Origin of the sequence: Algibacter mikhailovii (assembly GCF_014651495.1) — a bacterium.
GTDB lineage: Bacteria > Bacteroidota > Bacteroidia > Flavobacteriales > Flavobacteriaceae > Algibacter_E > Algibacter_E mikhailovii.
This window is the reverse complement of record NZ_BMWZ01000007.1, coordinates 171,545-189,419: the sequence shown is the minus strand read 5'-3', so window position 1 is coordinate 189,419 and position 17,875 is coordinate 171,545. Positions and strand designations below refer to the sequence as shown.

Genomic DNA, 17,875 nt, shown 5'->3' with positions numbered 1-17,875 from the left:
TAAAAAAGCTTTAAAATAAATAAGTTAAGTATTTAATATATGTTCATTTCTTATCAACAATATTCTATAACATACAAATCAAAATAAAGTGTAAAAAAGTTATACCGCTATTCACACACTATAATAACCATCATTTTATTTTTTAAATTTTTAAAAGAAAATATATATATAGTATATAATGTGGATAACTTCAATTTACCTTAAGATAATCTTAAAAAAGATAGGTTTTAATTAATAAAGCGTAGCTTTGTAAAAATAAATAGTGGGTCTTCTCCAAAAATTACACTATTGAATAACGTAATTTCCTTTATCTTAGGAAATGAAATGATTACAAAATTACATGAGTAAAAAAAGAAAAGGAAAATCCAGAAATAAAGGGATTTCCAACCTGACAAATACGATCTTAAGTATTTTAAAAAAAGAAAGAAACCAAGCTTTTAATTATAAACAAATTGCTGCTAAATTAGGTGTAAATGACGCTAGTAGCAGAAATCAAATTATAAAAACCTTAGCTAAATTAGCGGCAAAAGAGGAAATTCAACAAGTAGAACGGGGTAAGTTTAAGGCGGTTGTAAACACAGAATACCATACCGGTAAACTCGATTTAGCAGCAAAAGGCAATGGCTATGTTATTTGCGATGATTTTGAAGATGACGTGTTTATCTCAGCAAATCATATAAATAAGGCATTACATGGTGATACCGTAGAATTCTATGTGTACAAAAGACGCCATCGTGGTAAAGTAGAAGGTGAAATTACCTCTATAATTGAACGTGCTAAGAGTGAATATGTAGGCGTGATTCAAATTCATGACAAAAAGAATTATGCATTTGTCATTGCCGATAGCAATAAAATGTATAAGGACATTTTTGTTCCTATTAACAAAATAAACAAAGCAGAAGATGGCGATAAAGTTTTAGTAAGACTCGAAGAATGGCCAGAAAAAGCAGATTCGCCCTATGGAAAGGTAATACAAGTTTTAGGTAAGCCAGGAGAGCATAACACAGAGATTCATGCCATTCTTGCTGAATATGGTTTACCACACGAATTTCCTCATGAGGTTGAAGAATTTGCAAATAAGCTTGATACTAGTATTACGGCGGAAGAAATTTCGAAACGCAGGGATATGCGGAAAGATTTAACCTTTACAATAGACCCTAAGGACGCCAAAGATTTTGATGATGCCTTATCTTTTAAGGTTCTAAAAAACGGATTATATGAGATAGGTATTCATATTGCAGATGTGTCTCACTATGTACAAGAGGGTACTGTATTAGATGATGAAGCTTATGAGCGTGCAACGTCTATTTATTTGGTGGATAGGGTAGTGCCTATGCTACCAGAAGTACTATCAAATAAAGCTTGTTCTTTAAGGCCGCATGAGGAAAAGTTAACCTTTTCTGCGGTATTTCAAATGAATGACAAGTGTGAGATAAAAAACGAATGGTTTGGTAGAACTGTAACCTATAGTGATGCTCGTTTTGCTTATGAAGAGGCTCAGGCTATTATTGAAACTGGTACTTCTGAAATACCTTTAGAAGTGTCCTTAACAGGAAAGGCCTATCAAGCGTCGACAGGGATTACTGAAGCTATTTTAAAAATGGATGAATTAGCTAAAAAAATGCGTCGTACACGTATGAGTTCTGGCGCTATTTCTTTTGATAAAGTGGAAGTAAAATTCAATTTAGATGAAGAGGCAAATCCTGTTGGCGTATTCTTTAAAACCAGTAAAGATGCTAATAAATTGATTGAAGAATTTATGCTATTAGCAAATAGAAAGGTATCAGAATTTATTGGTAAAAAAGATCCTAAAAAGACTTTTATTTATCGTGTTCATGATGAACCTGACGAAAGTAAATTGGCTGCATTACAAAATGTAGTGAGCAAATTTGGTTACAAGCTTAATTTTAAGGATCGAAAAAGCGTTTCAGCTACCCTTAATAATCTTTTGAAAGATGTGAATGGTAAAAAAGAGCAAAATTTGGTGGATACTTTAGCTATAAGAACCATGAGTAAAGCGGAGTATACCACGCACAACATTGGTCATTATGGTTTAGCTTTTGATTATTATTCTCACTTTACATCGCCAATTAGAAGGTATCCAGATGTGATGGCACACCGTTTGTTACAATTGTATTTAGACGGTGGTAAATCGGCTAATGAAGAGGCGTATGAAGACAAGTGTAACCATTCTAGTAATATGGAAGGCTTAGCTACAAGAGCTGAACGAGATTCCATAAAATACATGCAGATTAAATTTATGGAAGACCATAAGGATGAAGCATTTTTAGGAGTTATATCGGGTGTTACAGATTGGGGAATATATGTTGAAATTATAGAGAATAAATGTGAAGGCATGGTAAGTGTACGTGACATGAAAGATGATCATTATGCTTTTGATCAAGACCAATATGCCATGGTAGGTAGAAAATCGCAGATCATATATCAATTAGGTGATGAGGTACTTGTAAAAGTTAAAAACACCGATTTGGTTAAAAAGCATCTGGATTTTAATTTATTAGGAAAACCTGAGGATAATGTATAATATTGGTCTTTATAAAAAACAACAATGGAATAATTATTGTTATTTTTAATAATTAGAATAAAATATAGAATGATGAAAAAAATAATTGTTTTAATAACGCTTACAATGTCATTGCTTAGCATTGCTCAGGAGGCCACTCAAAAAACAGTTGGAGAATTTAGCGAACTAAAAATATATGATTTAATTAATGTGGAGTTGGTTAAATCAGATCAAAATAAAGTAGTAATTACTGGTCATAATTCAAAACGTGTTGTTATTGTTAATAAAAATGGCAAACTAAAAATTAAAATGAATATTGAAGGGTCTTATGATGGCGCAAAAACTAATGTAAAATTGTATTACACTACTATTGATGTTATTGATGTCAATGAGGGTGCTATAGTTAATACAAAAGATACCATTAAACAGTTTGAAATTAAGTTAAACGCACAAGAAGGTGGAATGATAAATGTGCCAGTTGATGTAACATATACAACCATTAAATCAGTAACCGGGGGTATAATAGAAACATCTGGTCAATCTAAAAAACAAAAAATATCCTTGTTAACCGGAGGTGTTTATAAAGGTGAAAACCTAATTACTGAAAACACTGAGGTGTCCATTAACGCAGCTGGAGAGGCTTATGTGTATGCTACGAAATTAGCCGATGTAAAAATTAGGGCAGGGGGTGATGTTTATATTTATGGTAATCCAGAAACAGTAAACGAAAGTAATGTGCTTGGTGGTAAAGTCAAGCGAATGAAATAAAATAAAGGCCAAAATACAACGACAAAAAATCATCAATTTTGATGATTTTTTTTGTTTAAATTCTATTTGATTCAAAACTAATAGTTTGAAATATTTCTTTACTTTGTATTAAAGCTTCATTGGTTTATGATTGACGATATTTTAAAAGCAATTCCCTTTGGTATTATTCTTGCCTTTACCATAGGTCCGGTCTTTTTTGTGCTTTTAGAAACTAGCGCAACCAAAGGGTTTAGAAGTGCTTTGATATTTGATTTAGGTGTCATTCTTGCTGATATCATATTTATTGCTATTGCGTTTTATAGTACCAATAGTCTAAGGGGTAAAATAGGAAAAGACCCTAGTTTTTTAATTTTTGGCGGTGTTTTATTAATTGTATACGGCATTATTTCTTTCCTTAAAACATCAAAGTCTTTTCGCTCTATAGTAAAGGAATATCACAAGGTTGAAATTAAGAAAGATTATAAAAAACTTTTCGTTAAAGGGTTTTTATTGAATTTTATAAATATTGGTGTGTTACTCGGTTGGCTGGGGTTTATTGTGATAGGAAACTCCTTGACATCATCTGAGAATGGTGATATTATTTTTATTATTGCCATGGTTGTCTCTTACTTTATTACAGATCTCTTTAAGATTTTAATTGCAAAACAGCTCAAAGCCAAGTTAACACCTCGTCTTATTTTTAAAACTAAAAAAGTTATTTCTGTTGTAATTCTAGGTTTTGGTATTTTATTATTTATTCAAGGTTTATTTCCAGAAGCGTATCAAAAAAACAGAGAGAAGTTAGAACACATAAGCCCTATAAATTAAAAAAAGCTTTCAGAATAAACTGAAAGCTTCTTGAGGCGTCGAGCGGATTCGAACCGCTGTAGAAGGTTTTGCAGACCTCTGCCTAGCCACTCGGCCACGACGCCATTAATGCTGCAAATGTAAAAAAAAAAGTCATTTTACCTTACATATAAATTACTTTTTACGCCTATTGGTCATTTTTATGGTAACCCGCTCAACATCTCCACCAATTGGGGGGTTTAATTTACTTACCCAGACAGTTGCTTTTGTGACCATGTTGTCTTCCTTAAAAATTCTTTTTAGAATACGTTTTGCAACATGTTCCAACAGGGCAGAAGGGATGTTCATCTCTTCTTTTATAATCCGGTTTAAAAAGACATAATCAACAGTATCGTCTAGTTTGTCCGTTTTTGATGAGGTTTTTAAATTAGCCTTAACTTCTAAATCAACACTATAATCACTACCTATTTTAGTTTCTTCTTTTAAACATCCATGATAGGCAAAAACACGAATATTTTCTACTTTAATTAGTCCCATTAGCTTGTAAAAAAATCAAAAACATTACTTATTGCACTTGTTTTAGTTTTGTAAAATTCTGTATAGGTACAACGTTGGCATGTAACCGATGTAAACTTTTGATTTTGAATATCAAAAATTTTTGAAAAAGTACCACCTGTTGCTCTCATTTGTCCTACTTTGTAAGTCTTGTTATGACATTTAGGACAAGAATACTTAAGGTTTTCCATAGTTTAAATTCTTTATAGTTTATACTGTTTGATGTATAAGTATAATGAATTAAATGTTTGTTACGCTTATCACAGAATTTAGGCTAAATTAACTTGAATTTCCGTAATTTTGGTGCTTATTTAGTTGAAATACTTCAGTTCATGTCACTAGAAAGAAAATCTCTCAATTTTATTGAGCAAATTATAGAAGAAGATTTAGCCAATGGAATGTCTAAAGACAATTTACGTTTTAGGTTTCCACCAGAACCCAATGGTTATTTACATATTGGACATACAAAAGCTATTGGTATAAGTTTTGGTTTAGGGGAGTATTATAATGCCCCTGTAAATTTGCGTTTTGATGATACCAATCCGGCTAAGGAAGAGCAGGAGTACGTTGACGCCATAAAGAAAGACGTGGCTTGGTTGGGATATCAATGGGATAAGGAATTATTTTCTTCAGATTATTTTCAACAGCTTTATGATTGGGCTGTACTTTTGATTAAGCACGGTAAGGCTTATGTGGATTCGCAGTCTAGTGAGGCTATGGCCGAACAAAAAGGAACACCTACCCAGCCAGGTATAGATGGACCATTCAGAAATAGGTCGGTTGCAGAAAATTTAGATTTATTTGAACGAATGAAAGCGGGTGAATTTGAAGAAGGTGCTCATATTTTGCGTGCAAAAATTGATATGCAACATGTCAATATGTTGATGCGTGACCCAATTATGTATCGTATTTTAAAGAAAGATCATCATAGAACAGGCAATACTTGGTGTATTTACCCTATGTATGATTGGACACATGGGGAAAGTGATTATATAGAACAAATATCGCATTCTTTATGTTCCTTAGAATTTAAACCCCACAGAGAACTTTATGATTGGTTCTTAGATCAAGTTATAGATTTAAATAAGCTAAGACCTAAGCAACGTGAATTTGCGCGCTTAAACCTTAGTTATACCATAATGAGTAAACGTAAATTACTGAAATTGGTTGAAGACGGAGTTGTTAATGGATGGGATGATCCTAGAATGCCTACTATTTCTGGACTTAGGAGACGGGGTTATACACCAGCAGCAATAAGAAAATTTGTTGAAACAGTAGGTGTTGCTAGACGTGATAATATTATTGATGTATCACTTTTAGAGTTTTGTATTCGTGAAGATTTAAATAAAACAGCGCATCGTGTGATGGCAGTTTTAAACCCGGTAAAAGTTGTCATTACGAATTACCCAAAAGATAAGGTTGAATGGTTTGAAACAGAAAACAATCAAGAGGATGAGTCTGCAGGATTCAGAAAAATACCGTTTACAAGGGAATTATTTATCGAGAAAACCGACTTTAAGGAGGAAGCAGGAAATAAGTTTTTCAGATTAAAACTTGGTGGTGAGGTAAGATTGAAAAGTGCTTATATTATAAAGGCTGAAAGCGTTGTTAAAGATTCTAACGGGGAGGTTGTTGAAATTCATTGTACCTATTCTGAAGATACTGCTAGACGCGTTAAAGGAACTCTCCATTGGGTCTCTACGGCACATGCTGTAAAAGCAGAGGTTAGGGAGTATGACAGATTGTTTTATGATGAGGCACCGGATAGCCATGAGGATAAGGATTTCATGGATTTTATTAATCCAAATTCTTTAAAAATAATAGAAGCCTTTGTTGAGCCTAGTTTGCAAGAAGCTAAACCAGGTGAGCGGTTCCAATTTCAACGATTGGGATATTTTAATGTAGATGATGATTCTACTCAGGAGCAATTGATTTTTAATAAAACGGTTGGCCTGCGAGATTCTTGGGCAAAACAAAAACCAAAACAAGAACAACCTGTAAAACAAAATAATAATCAGAACCAACAGAAGTCGCAACGCAAAGCGATTGATATCATACAACAGTTAGGAAAAAAATACACCAATTTACCCGAAGCCAAACAGCTTAAAGTAAAATCTGAGATTTTAGAATTGGCCAAAAATGTGAGTTATGAGGAGTTGGAACCACTTTTTAATACAGCAGTAAAAAAGGTAGGAACACGAATAGCAGTGGCTCTCGTTTTAGGTGTTTTATTAGAAAATGGGCAAACTAAAAATGACGAAGTCAATGCTTTTTTGGAGAAAGCTATAAATGATAAAAATGAGTTGTTGGTTGCAGAAGCTAGGGCATTATAACATAATTTTAAATGTATAAGAGATATGATTGGGTTGATGGAGCAAGGGGTTTAGGTATTTTCCTAGTTGTCTATGGACATAATTTTCCGTTTTCAGAATCATATATTTATAGTTTTCATATTCCTCTTTTTTTCTTTATTGCTGGAATGTTTCATCCCAAAGAAATAAAAAAGAAAGACATTGTAAAAAGAGCAAAAAGTATTTTAATACCTTATTTTATTTGGAGTTTTTTGCTTTACTTGTTTTGGGTTACAATTGGTTTACATTTTGGAGAGAGTGTACATAAGAATTTGGATCCTCTTGAAGGTTTATTAGGTGTTTTCTATGCTCAAGGTGATGTTAGGTTTATGGATTGGGGTATTCCTATGTGGTTTTTACCGGCTATTTTTTTGACTTTTTTAATTTTTTATTTTGTCCAATTTATAAATAATTTAAAAGTTCAGTTATTCATAGTATTGATCTTAATTGTTACCGGGTTTCTTTATTCTCATTATTTCTATTTTAGGTTGCCATGGAGTTTTGATGTCGCATTAGTTTCTTTAATTTTTTATGTTCCAGGATTTTTCATGAAAAGAAAGTTAATAGACTTTACTGCTGGTAAAAAAACTGTATTACTCATTTTTTGTTTGTTCCTTTTAACTTTTACCGCTTTGGTAAACACAAAAATTGATATGTATAGATCGGTATATGGATGCATTCCTTTATTTATTTTTAATGGTTTTATAGGTGTTTTTTTTGTACTTCTTTTGTTTAAACAAATTAAAAAAAACAGATTTTTTGTTTTATTAGGAAGAAATACAATCCCTTTGTTGGCACTTCAATTACGTGCTATGACAGTTATTAAATTGGTGCTTATAATTGTAGGAGTAAGTAGTTTTAATTTTAGTGAACCTGTAAAACTTGGATTAGTTTTTGTTCAAATATTATTGATTTGGCCAGTAATAGTTTTTGTTAATAAATATGTACCCATATTGAATGGAAAAATTAAAAAGTAACATATTTCTTTTTTTTAAAAAGTATAAAAGTCAGATATATTTCTACTTAATATTAAACTGTTTAGTTGTTTTTTTTATTTCACTGGCATCCTATGTTCATATTCCTTTATCTGGATTTAAGGATCGGGCATTATATACTATTCATATTATTTTATTGCAGTTTTCAATATCGGGGTATTTATACTTAATTACTTTGAATAAATGGATTTTTAGGTTTGTGTTTTGTCCAGTATTTTTTGTTTTGTCTTTGTTTTCTTTTTGGGTGTTTACTCAAGATATTTCTGTAACTCAATCGTTAGTTACTGTGGTTATGGAAACAAAACCGTCTATTGTTTTTGATTTATTATCTGTACAGTACATTGTATATATTGTTTTTGTACTTAATGTCCTTTTTTTTGTTAATAGATATTATGCTCGAATTAAACCTATAGAAATTAAATGGATTTTTGTTGTAATATCTCTTATTTCAATATCTAGCTATAGTTTTATTGAGAAAAGAAGAAACGGAACATTAAGAAGCAGGTTACCTTACAGTGTTTTTTTTGGTTTTAATGATTATTTTGAAAAGCCTAATTATGTTTTAGCTCAAGCTCCTAAAGAAATCAATAGTCCAATAGACAGCTTAAAGGTGATACTGGTATTAGGAGAAACTGTTCGGGCAGATCATTTAGGGATTAATGGTTACAAAAGACAGACTACTCCTTTGATAAGTAAAATAAAAAATATTGTTAGTTTTCAAAATATTTATACACCGCACACATACACTGGGTCTAGTCTACCGCGAATTATTAGCAGCGCAAGTATAAATACAAACCCTTTAAATAAACTCGTTTCAGTTTATGATGTTTATAATTCCTGCAATTTTAATACTGTTTGGTTTGGCAATCAGGAATTAGAAGTGAGCTATGAGAGCCTTGTTAAAACAAATAAAGCTGTAGTATTGGTAGATAGTTTGAGGTCGGTTTACAGCTTCAATAAGGTTCTAGATGAAAATCTTTTACCTCCCTTTAAAAAAGAAATTATAAAAAAACAACGCGGATTATATAGTTTACATATGATAGGAAGCCATTGGTGGTATGAAAACCGTTACAGAGATATATTTAGAGTGTTTCAACCTGTAATGGATTCTAAGCACATTCCGTCATTAGAGGCAGAGCAAATTATTAATTCATATGACAATACCATACTATATCTTGACTTTTTTCTAAATAGTATTATTGGCAGTCTGGATAATATTGATGAACCTGTAGTTTTGATTTATATTTCTGATCATGGAGAGGCACTTGGAGAAAATGGAAAATGGTTACATGCTCAGGATATAGATGCTTGTAAAAACCCAGCCATGCTAGTCTGGTATTCTGAAGCATATCGAAAATTATATCCGGATAAAATTGAAGCATTAAAAAAGAATAAAGAAAAGGTCTTTTCTACGGATGTCATATATCATAGCTTGTTGGACCTTATTAAAGTAGAGGGGATGGATTATAAGAATAATTTAAGTGTTTTTAGAAGTCTTAACTAGCAAAACATATTGTTTGAATGCACTAGTAGTATTTTTTAGTTATATTTAACTACTGACTAAACTAATATTTATCATGGAAATTAATTTTTTAGCAATAATTGCTGCAGCTTTTTCTGCACTAGTAGTGGGTTTTATTTGGTATAATCCTAAGGTATTTGGCAAAGCTTGGATGAAAGAAGCTGAGATGACCGAAGAGAAGATGAATGGTGCTAATATGGCAAAGATTTTTATAATGGCATTAATATTCGCCATTTTATTAGCCATGTCTTTAATGTCAATTACAATACACCAGATGGGAGCATATAGCCTTGTCCAAGGTGAATTAGGAATATTGCCGTCTTATGAAACTTTTATGAGTGATTATGCTAATGAATTTAGAACCTTCAAACATGGTGCATTTCATGGTATAATTGGGGGTATATTTATTGCTTTACCAATTTTAGGGACAAATGCCTTATTTGAAAGAAAAAGTGCTAAATATATTCTAATTAATAGTGGCTATTGGATTTTAACAATGGGTGTCATGGGTGCTATTATTTGTGGTTGGAGATAATTTTTGTAAACTATAAATACATTTAAAGACTGAGTATTTTAAACTTCAGTCTTTTTTTTTGCTATTGAAAACAATTCAAATTTATTATTCTAGTGAGGATCTACCAGCATCTTGGGATGAATTGGTACTGCATGATATTTTTCTGCAATCAAAATATTTGAACGCACTTGAAAAGGGGGCTCCAGAAAATATAGAATTGTTTTATTTAGGTGTTTTTAATGATAATATACTTGTTGGTGTTGCCCTTGTGCAACGTGTTAAATTATATTTGAATGACATGTTTAGGAAAACACAGGTGTCCTGCGTTAAAGAGTTTTTTCAAAAGACCGTTTCTAAAGTTTTAAAAGGAAACATTTTGGTGGTTGGAAATTTAACGCACACAGGTCAACACGCTTTATATTTTAATGAAAATAATATAACAGACGCAGAGTACTTTGAATTGGTTTTTAAGGCCTTAAAAACGCTTAAAAACGAAATTAAAAAGAAACAAGGTAAAACTATCCGAATGATTTTACTTAAGGATTTCTTTACAAAGAACTCTAAATTGAAGCGTATTAAGCAGTTCGAAAAGTTGAATCTGCATAAAGTCTCAGTGCAGCCTAATATGATTCTTGATTTGCAGCGCGATTGGATGAGTATTGAGGATTATGTTTCTGATTTGAAGAAAAAATATAGGGATAGGTATAAGCGTTCTAAAAAGAAATTGGCGAATATAAGTTCGGTTGAATTAGACATGGATGCCATATCATCTAATAACACACAGCTGCACAAATTATATTTAAATGTTTGTAATAATGCCAAGTTTAACAGCTTTATTTTACCAGTAAATCATTTTTATACTATGAAGTCGTGTTTGGGAGATGCATTTAAAGTATTTGCTTATTATTTTGAGGGTAAGTTGGTTGGTTTTTATACCCTAATCTTGAATAACAAACATTTAGAAACCTATTTTCTAGGCTATGATTCTCAGCATCAGTATAACAATCAGCTCTATTTAAATATGTTGTACGATATGCTTAAATTTGGAATAGACCAACAGTTTTCCGCTATTGTATATGCTCGTACGGCTATGGCCATTAAAAGTTCGGTGGGTGCAAAACCACACACCATGGAAATGTATATGAAACATACAAACGGTTTTCTAAATACGTTATTGAGGCCTGTTTTTGGTCTAATGAACCCCAAGAATGATTGGGAAGAACGTCATCCGTTTAAACAGTAGCATGATATACCTTTCTATGTTTTGATTTATAAACTTGGCCTTGTTACATTTAAATGGACCTGTATATTCGATCTTCTGGGTAGTAAATGCTAAAGCAATAATTGATATTTTATATTAACTTTAGTTTTTCAACTTGTATTACAAATGAGCATAAAATCCCTCATCTTAATAATAACAAATGGCTTGGTGTTTATAGTCGTGATATTATTGTCTTTTACGTTTTACAATCAATTTTCTAAGGCAATTGACGAACGTATTCTTCTTCAGTTAAACTCCATTAAAACCTTAAAAAAAAATCAGATTGAAGATTTAATAGAAAGCGAATGGAACACTTTTTTAGCTTCAAGAGATTCTACAGACCATTTTAATACAATGCATTTAGATATTCCAGAGGAAATTCTTGGTACTTCTGGAATATATGATTTAACACCTTTAGACCCTTCAAGAAAAACGGCTATTGTTTTAGTTTCGAATAAAAATAATAAAACAGTAACCAGGCGAATTGATGAGAATAAAATCACAAAAATACTTTTAGAAAGAACGGGAATGGGCAATAGTGGAGAGTCCTATTTGGTAGGAGAGGACTATTTTATGAGATCGCCTTCTCGGTTTTTCCCAACTAAATCCCCAGGAACAATTAAGGTAGAAACCATAGGAGTTAAGGATGCTTTTTCTGGTAAAACTGAAAGAGGTGTTTTTCCGGACTATAGAGCCGTGAAAGTTTACAGTGCTTACGGTCTAATAGAAATTTCTAAATTGAAATTAGTTATCCTTTCTGAAATTGATATAGGTGAGGTGACAGCACCACTGAAAAAATTGAGAATTAGACTGCTAGGTTTGATTGTTGTGGTTATGCTTATTGCTATAATTCTATCTTTATTTCTTACAAGATTAATAACCGTGCCCATTATGAATATGCAGGAAAGCTTAAAGATTATGGCAGCTGGGAATTATGAGCAAAACAAGGCATTTTATAAGATTTCTAATGAAATGAAGGAGATGTTCGAGGCATTAGCTCAGTTAAAAAAATCGCTTCAAGGGGCTGTTGCATTCTCTAATGAAATTGGCGATATGAATTTAAGTAGCCAGTACCAACCAAAAAGTGAAAACGATATTTTAGGTAAGAGTTTGATAAAAATGCGCGATAAACTGCGAGAATTTAGGAACAAAGAAAATAAAAATCGCTTGCATGCAAAGCGCTTACTTGTAGATGGTTTAGAAAAAGAAAGACAAAGGCTTTCTATGGAATTACATGATGGTCTTGGTCCCCTTCTTACAACATTGAAGTTTTATATTGAGAATAAAGTTGAAAGTATTGAGCACAAAAAGGTCATGCTAAAAGCTGTAGACTCCACTATAAAGGAAGTTAGATTAATGTCTAATGCCTTAATGCCATCGGCAATAAATGATTTTGGGGTAGGAGCCGTGTTGTCTAATTTTGTAGAAAGTGTTAATGCATCCACAGATATAGATATTGTTTTTGAAGATCTAACTAAAAAAGATAAGAGTAAACTATCTAAGACTCAAAAAATTAATATTTTTAGAATTGGTCAAGAACTTATAAACAATGCCTTAAAGCATGCCGATGCCAATAAAATAAGAATTACACTGTCTGAGTTTGATGATTTTGTATCCTTTTTTTATTTTGATAACGGTAAAGGTTTTGACCTTAAAAAAGTAAAATTGGGTTCAGGAATAGTTAATATTCGAGAACGCGTAGAAATTTGTGATGGAAAAATACAAATAGATTCTAAAAACGGAATGACCACTTTTGAAATTGAATTACCTATAACAAATGAGTGATATAAAACTAATTATTGCAGATGACCATGAGCTATTTAGAAATGGTTTAAAGGAGTTATTGCATAAGTATGATGATGTACAGGTTGTAAAAGGTGTTGGAGACGGACAGGTCTTTATTGATGTTATAGAATCACGGGATGATATTGATATTGTTTTACTTGATATAACCATGCCTAAGATGGATGGTTTTCGTGTATTAGGAAAGTTAAAAGAACTTGGTTCTACTATTAAGCCTATAATAATATCCATGCATGATGATGGTAATTATATTGCTAAATGTGCTAAAAAGGGAGCTTATGGTTATTTGTTAAAAAACACCGATCAAGAAGAACTAATTATGGCTATAAGAATGGTTTATTCTGGTAAAAAATATTTCAGCCATAATATTTCAGAAAAGATGATAAATTTTATGTCAACGAATAGTGTTAGCGCAAATATACTATCTAAAAAGGAACAGGAGGTATTGGGATTGATTTCGGAAGGACTTACAACTAAGGAAATTGCTGCAAAATTATTTGTTAGTTCAAGGACAATAGAAACACACCGTGCTAATGTTCTAAAAAAACTTGAAGTAAAGAATACTGCTGAACTTATAAAAAAGGCCGCTAAAATTAATCTTATTTGATGTTTATATCCGTATTTATACGGATATAAATTACGTGGTTTCTCATAGGGCTACAACCTTGATTTTGGATGTAATTTTACATTGAAATTAAAAACGGAGAAGTCATGAGAAAGTTAGCAGTATTATTAGCATTTACATTTATTACAATAGCCGCTTTTGGACAAAAAAGAAGTGATTTACAAGGTCCGAAATATAAAAACTATAAATCGTGGCAACACAAAACAAAAGTAGAACCTGCATTTTCTTCAAACAGTAAAAAGGGGCTTACTGGACCGGAGTATAAAAATTATAAATCTTGGAAAAATTCAAAGGAAGAAATTGAATACCAACAAGTAGTTTCGGTTAATAAAAGAGCAAATTTAACAGGTCCAAAGTATAAGAACTTTAAACCTTGGCAAAATAAACAAGCTCTAATTAAAGAGGAAGGTACTTTAGTTGCAACACAAAATGATATGGATCAATAATTTGATTTAGTAATTTTAATAAAAAAGGCATTTAAATATAATTTAAATGCCTTTTCTTTTTTTGTTATTTTTTAGGAGGATTTTTTTTTGCTTCTTTCATAGCCTCACCAATTTGATTACTGGCCGCAAAACTTGCTACCATATCATTCAGCATATTACTACCTGCCTGCGGCGCATTAGGTAATAAAATTAGGTTACTGTTAGTCTCTTCTCCCAATGATTGTAACGTGTCATAGTGTTGTGTTACTACAATAAGTGCAGATGCTTCTTGACTGTTTATGCCTACGCGGTTTAAAACCTCCACCGATTCTTCTAAACCCCGTGCTATTTCTCTACGTTGATCAGCAATACCTTGACCTTGCAAACGTTTGCTTTCGGCTTCAGCTTTAGCTTTTTCAACGATTAAAATACGCTGTGCATCACCCTCAAACTGTGCAGCTATTTTTTCGCGCTCTGAGGCGTTAATACGATTCATGGCTTCTTTTACCTGAGCATCTGGGTCAATGTCTGTTACTAAGGTTTTAATGATATCATAACCGTATTCAATCATGGCATCATTAAGTTCCGTTTTAACAGCTATGGCAATATCATCCTTTCTTACAAATACGTCGTCCAGTTTCATTTTTGGTACCTCGGCGCGAACCACATCAAAAACATAACTTGTTATCTGATCATGAGGATAATCAAGCTTATAAAAGGCATCATATACTTTTTCCTTGATTACTTTATATTGCACAGAAACTTTTAAGCGCACAAACACATCATCTAATGTTTTGGTTTCAATGATAACATCCAATTGTTGAATTTTTAAACTTAAGCGTCCTGCAACGCGATCTACCAATGGTATTTTCATTTGTAATCCAGATTGGCGAATACTTGTAAAACGGCCAAAACGCTCAATAATTGCTGCAGTTTGTTGCTTGACAATAAAGAAGGAAGAAATTAGAATAAATAGGCCTATAATAATGAATGGAATAGAAAAGAAACTCATAGCAATTTATTTAAAAATTAGAAAATATTAAGATACGAAAATGTATGATAGAAAGTTAGTGATAGTTAGTTTTTATAATCAGCATCTATCTGTAATATTAGTAGTGGTTTATAGGTCTTTTGTTACAGTTTTTTAAGTTTTTTTGCAACTTAATAGAGGTAATGCGGTCTGATTTCAATTTATGATTTTAGTTATTCTATTAATTCTTTTATTTGCTCGTCCTTGCTTTGAATGGTTTTATTCTTTTTGCTACTCAATTTAAAAATGCGCAATCTAAAAACGAAATCATTTGAGGTGTTTTCTGTTTGTGAGGTGTTTTGTGTGTTTTGATAGGATACATAAAATTCAAACTTCCAGTCTTCATTGAGTTTATATCCAATTCCAGGGGAGATTCTAATAACATCATTAAAGCGATCAACTTTTTTCAAATTAAAAAAAAACTCTACGTTCATAGGGATATAAAAACCTGTGGTGAAATTAAATAAGTGTTTGTCCAAATCTAATACAGTAGATATTTTATAACGAAACCTAAAACCAATGTCCCAACCAGAGGTGTCAAATGTTTTTTGAAATCGTTCTTCTAAGCGGATATAATTCATTAAGGGAACGTCTTTTATAAACGGAAGGTAAAATTTGATGCCCTGCATTAATCGAAATTCAAAATCATCTTTTTTGTTTTTGTTAGCGATATAATTTGCTCTAGCACCAAAATGATAGGAGTTGAAAAAAGGTTTCTCTCGTTTTAAAAACTTTACACTATTTTGATTAGCAATGTTATAGGTAGATACTACTAAAAAGTTGTTGTAAATATTTGGAGTAATACTTCTATATCCTACAAAACTATTGAGAGTTTTGAAATCACCTAAGTCATTTTGAAAATTGTAATCAAGCCAGAGTTGGGCGTTGACTTTCACATTCTGTTCTTCTTGATCTTGAGAAACCGCATTAATGTGGAATAATAAGAATAGAAAAAGAAAGTAATATATTGGTTTCATTTAGAATCATTATCCCGTTGAATACGAAGGCGATGCCTCTAAGGTAATGACATTTTGAATAATTGAAAAAAAATGAGACATTCAAATGCTATTAAAGTCTCATTTAAATTAGAGATATGTATGTATTACTAAATTGTTTTTATTATGTTTTCTATACGTTTAATAGTTTCATTTTTTCCTATCATGAACATAATATCAAATACATCAGGACCTTGTAACGCACCAACTAGAGCCAAACGCAGTGGCATCATTACTTTACCAAAAGCTATTTCGTTTTCAGTAATCCAACCTTTAACAACAGTTTGAAGGTTTTCGGATGAGAAATCCTTCGTGTCGTTAATAATGGAAATGACCTGATTTAAGATATCAGCAGTACCTTCTTTTATTGCTTTTTTAGTAGCTTTTTCATCATAACTTGTAGGCGCTTTAAAGAAGAAATGACTTAGGTCCCAAAAGTCGGAAACAAAGGTAGCGCGTTCTTTTACTAAATCGATTACCATACTGATGTAGTTGGTGTCAATTTCATAAAGTTCGTGGCGTTCTTCTTTTAAGGCACAAGCTAAATCATCATTATCTTGTTCTTGCATGTAATGATGATTAAACCATTTCGTTTTATCGGGATCAAAACGTGCACCAGACTTGTTTACACGATCTAATTCAAAAGCATTGATTAATTCATCAAGGTTAAAAATTTCTTGTTCGGTACCAGGATTCCAGCCTAAAAAGGCAAGGAAATTCACCATGGCTTCAGGAAAGTAACCATCTTCTTTGTAGCCTCGTGATATTTCAGCAGTTTTTGGGTCTTTCCATTCTAAAGGAAAAACAGGAAAACCTAATTTATCACCATCACGTTTGCTAAGCTTGCCTTTACCTGTTGGTTTTAAAATGAGGGGTAGGTGGGCAAATTCTGGAGTTTTCCAACCAAACGCAGTATATAATTGATAGTGTAAGGCTAAAGAAGGTAACCATTCTTCACCACGAATAACATGGGTAATATCCATAAGGTGGTCATCAACAATATTGGCCAAATGATAAGTTGGCATACCATCACTTTTAAATAAAACCTTGTCATCTAAAATATTGGTGTCTATTTTAATGTCTCCACGAATTATATCTTTAAGGTTTAAGGTTTCGTCTTGGGGTGATTTAAATCGTATAACATAGTCTTCACCGGCATCTAATTTGGCCTTGACGTCGTCGGCACTAAGAGATAGTGAATTGGATAGCTTTAGTCTATTGTGCCAGTTATAGATGAAAGTTTTCCCTTTTGCTTCATGATCTTTTCTGTGAAAATCTAAAGCTTCCGGTATATCAAAGGCATAGTATGCGTTACCTGAGGCTATTAACTTATCGGCATATTGTTTGTATAAATCTTTACGTTCGCTTTGTCTGTAAGGACCAAATTTTTCGTTCTTTCCAGGGCCTTCGTCAAAAGGCATTTTACACCAATTTAAGGCATCAATTATATATTGCTCGGCACCTTCTACGTACCTGTTTTGGTCGGTATCCTCTATTCTCAATATAAACTCACCATTATGTTTTTTAGCAAATAAATAGTTAAATAGAGCGGTTCTTACACCACCTATATGCAAAGGTCCTGTTGGGCTTGGTGCAAAACGCACACGAACATTTTTCGTCATTATTGTCAAATTAGGACTGCAAAGATAAAATGTTATTTAGTAATTTGAGAAGTTTAAGTACAATTGATTTTTTAAGTAGCTGGGAAATGATTTCAAGAG

16 protein-coding genes and 1 tRNA gene are annotated in these 17,875 nt (G+C 32.1%); 11 read left to right on the top strand and 6 right to left on the bottom strand.

The genetic code is table 11. The features are described from left to right. Positions 1–340 precede the first annotated feature (340 nt). The 3 genes from rnr to IE051_RS14995 all read left to right on the top strand — a co-directional run bounded on the left by rnr (position 341) and on the right by IE051_RS14995 (position 4,099). Entirely contained in the window at positions 341–2,545 is a 2,205-nt protein-coding gene (gene rnr / locus IE051_RS15005; RefSeq protein ID WP_189362115.1) for a ribonuclease R, read from the top strand. A gap of 69 nt (positions 2,546–2,614) precedes the next feature. Continuing rightward, positions 2,615–3,292 (top strand): head GIN domain-containing protein, encoded by a 678-nt coding sequence (locus IE051_RS15000; RefSeq protein ID WP_229796836.1) that lies wholly within the window; start codon positions 2,615–2,617, stop codon positions 3,290–3,292. A 126-nt stretch (positions 3,293–3,418) separates the two neighbouring features. Beyond that, complete coding sequence (locus IE051_RS14995; protein ID WP_189362113.1) at positions 3,419–4,099, top strand: LysE family translocator; 681 nt, start codon at positions 3,419–3,421, stop codon at positions 4,097–4,099. Positions 4,100–4,132: 33 nt separating this feature from the next. Here the strand turns inward: IE051_RS14995 and IE051_RS14990 are convergent. The 3 genes from IE051_RS14990 to IE051_RS14980 form a co-directional block, all read right to left on the bottom strand. After that, positions 4,133–4,203 (bottom strand) — tRNA-Cys (locus tag IE051_RS14990). 49 nt (positions 4,204–4,252) lie between these two features. After that, entirely contained in the window at positions 4,253–4,615 is a 363-nt protein-coding gene (folB, locus tag IE051_RS14985; protein ID WP_189362111.1) for a dihydroneopterin aldolase, read from the bottom strand. Beyond that, entirely contained in the window at positions 4,615–4,824 is a 210-nt protein-coding gene (locus tag IE051_RS14980) for a zinc ribbon domain-containing protein (protein WP_189362109.1), read from the bottom strand. Before IE051_RS14980 ends, folB begins: the two co-directional genes overlap by 1 nt. A gap of 141 nt (positions 4,825–4,965) precedes the next feature. On the opposite strand from IE051_RS14980, the gene IE051_RS14975 reads away from it, so the two are divergent. The 8 genes from IE051_RS14975 (at position 4,966) to IE051_RS14940 (ending at position 14,150) form a co-directional block, all read left to right on the top strand. Then, positions 4,966–6,966, top strand: a complete 2,001-nt coding sequence (locus IE051_RS14975; RefSeq protein WP_189362108.1) for a glutamine--tRNA ligase/YqeY domain fusion protein — start codon at positions 4,966–4,968, stop codon at positions 6,964–6,966. 11 nt (positions 6,967–6,977) lie between these two features. Continuing rightward, the gene (locus IE051_RS14970; RefSeq protein ID WP_189362106.1) at positions 6,978–7,961 is read left to right on the top strand and encodes an acyltransferase family protein; all 984 of its coding nucleotides are present in this window, start codon (positions 6,978–6,980) and stop codon (positions 7,959–7,961) included. Beyond that, on the top strand, positions 7,942–9,483 hold the full coding sequence (locus IE051_RS14965; RefSeq protein ID WP_189362104.1) for a phosphoethanolamine transferase: 1,542 nt from the start codon (positions 7,942–7,944) through the stop codon (positions 9,481–9,483). Before IE051_RS14970 ends, IE051_RS14965 begins: the two co-directional genes overlap by 20 nt. A gap of 73 nt (positions 9,484–9,556) precedes the next feature. Further along, positions 9,557–10,036, top strand: coding sequence for a DUF1761 domain-containing protein (locus IE051_RS14960; protein WP_189362102.1), 480 nt, complete (start codon positions 9,557–9,559; stop codon positions 10,034–10,036). A gap of 64 nt (positions 10,037–10,100) precedes the next feature. After that, entirely contained in the window at positions 10,101–11,258 is a 1,158-nt protein-coding gene (locus IE051_RS14955) for a GNAT family N-acetyltransferase (protein WP_229796835.1), read from the top strand. A 144-nt stretch (positions 11,259–11,402) separates the two neighbouring features. After that, positions 11,403–13,061, top strand: coding sequence for a sensor histidine kinase (locus IE051_RS14950; RefSeq protein WP_189362097.1), 1,659 nt, complete (start codon positions 11,403–11,405; stop codon positions 13,059–13,061). Beyond that, positions 13,054–13,686, top strand: coding sequence for a response regulator (locus tag IE051_RS14945; protein ID WP_189362095.1), 633 nt, complete (start codon positions 13,054–13,056; stop codon positions 13,684–13,686). Before IE051_RS14950 ends, IE051_RS14945 begins: the two co-directional genes overlap by 8 nt. Positions 13,687–13,790: 104 nt before the next feature. Continuing rightward, the gene (locus IE051_RS14940) at positions 13,791–14,150 is read left to right on the top strand and encodes a hypothetical protein (protein ID WP_189362093.1); all 360 of its coding nucleotides are present in this window, start codon (positions 13,791–13,793) and stop codon (positions 14,148–14,150) included. A 64-nt stretch (positions 14,151–14,214) separates the two neighbouring features. Here IE051_RS14940 and IE051_RS14935 read toward each other — a convergent pair whose 3' ends face one another. The 3 genes from IE051_RS14935 to gltX form a co-directional block, all read right to left on the bottom strand. After that, the gene (locus IE051_RS14935; protein WP_189362090.1) at positions 14,215–15,141 is read right to left on the bottom strand and encodes an SPFH domain-containing protein; all 927 of its coding nucleotides are present in this window, start codon (positions 15,139–15,141) and stop codon (positions 14,215–14,217) included. A 191-nt stretch (positions 15,142–15,332) separates the two neighbouring features. Next, positions 15,333–16,136, bottom strand: a complete 804-nt coding sequence (locus IE051_RS14930) for a DUF2490 domain-containing protein (RefSeq protein ID WP_189362088.1) — start codon at positions 16,134–16,136, stop codon at positions 15,333–15,335. Between the two features lie 128 nt (positions 16,137–16,264). Beyond that, complete coding sequence (gene gltX, locus IE051_RS14925; RefSeq protein WP_189362085.1) at positions 16,265–17,776, bottom strand: glutamate--tRNA ligase; 1,512 nt, start codon at positions 17,774–17,776, stop codon at positions 16,265–16,267. Positions 17,777–17,875 lie beyond the last annotated feature (99 nt).

Excerpts from the sequence above, each read along its gene's own strand:
- rnr (WP_189362115.1), top strand. The coding sequence starts at position 341 with ATGAGTAAAAAAAGAAAAGGAAAATCCAGAAATAAAGGGATTTCCAAC.
- IE051_RS15000 (WP_229796836.1), top strand. The coding sequence starts at position 2,615 with ATGATGAAAAAAATAATTGTTTTAATAACGCTTACAATGTCATTGCTT.
- IE051_RS14995 (WP_189362113.1), top strand. The coding sequence starts at position 3,419 with ATGATTGACGATATTTTAAAAGCAATTCCCTTTGGTATTATTCTTGCC.
- folB (WP_189362111.1), bottom strand. The coding sequence starts at position 4,615 with ATGGGACTAATTAAAGTAGAAAATATTCGTGTTTTTGCCTATCATGGA.
- IE051_RS14980 (WP_189362109.1), bottom strand. The coding sequence starts at position 4,824 with ATGGAAAACCTTAAGTATTCTTGTCCTAAATGTCATAACAAGACTTAC.
- IE051_RS14975 (WP_189362108.1), top strand. The coding sequence starts at position 4,966 with ATGTCACTAGAAAGAAAATCTCTCAATTTTATTGAGCAAATTATAGAA.
- IE051_RS14970 (WP_189362106.1), top strand. The coding sequence starts at position 6,978 with ATGTATAAGAGATATGATTGGGTTGATGGAGCAAGGGGTTTAGGTATT.
- IE051_RS14965 (WP_189362104.1), top strand. The coding sequence starts at position 7,942 with ATGGAAAAATTAAAAAGTAACATATTTCTTTTTTTTAAAAAGTATAAA.
- IE051_RS14960 (WP_189362102.1), top strand. The coding sequence starts at position 9,557 with ATGGAAATTAATTTTTTAGCAATAATTGCTGCAGCTTTTTCTGCACTA.
- IE051_RS14950 (WP_189362097.1), top strand. The coding sequence starts at position 11,403 with ATGAGCATAAAATCCCTCATCTTAATAATAACAAATGGCTTGGTGTTT.
- IE051_RS14945 (WP_189362095.1), top strand. The coding sequence starts at position 13,054 with ATGAGTGATATAAAACTAATTATTGCAGATGACCATGAGCTATTTAGA.
- IE051_RS14940 (WP_189362093.1), top strand. The coding sequence starts at position 13,791 with ATGAGAAAGTTAGCAGTATTATTAGCATTTACATTTATTACAATAGCC.
- IE051_RS14935 (WP_189362090.1), bottom strand. The coding sequence starts at position 15,141 with ATGAGTTTCTTTTCTATTCCATTCATTATTATAGGCCTATTTATTCTA.
- IE051_RS14930 (WP_189362088.1), bottom strand. The coding sequence starts at position 16,136 with ATGAAACCAATATATTACTTTCTTTTTCTATTCTTATTATTCCACATT.
- gltX (WP_189362085.1), bottom strand. The coding sequence starts at position 17,776 with ATGACGAAAAATGTTCGTGTGCGTTTTGCACCAAGCCCAACAGGACCT.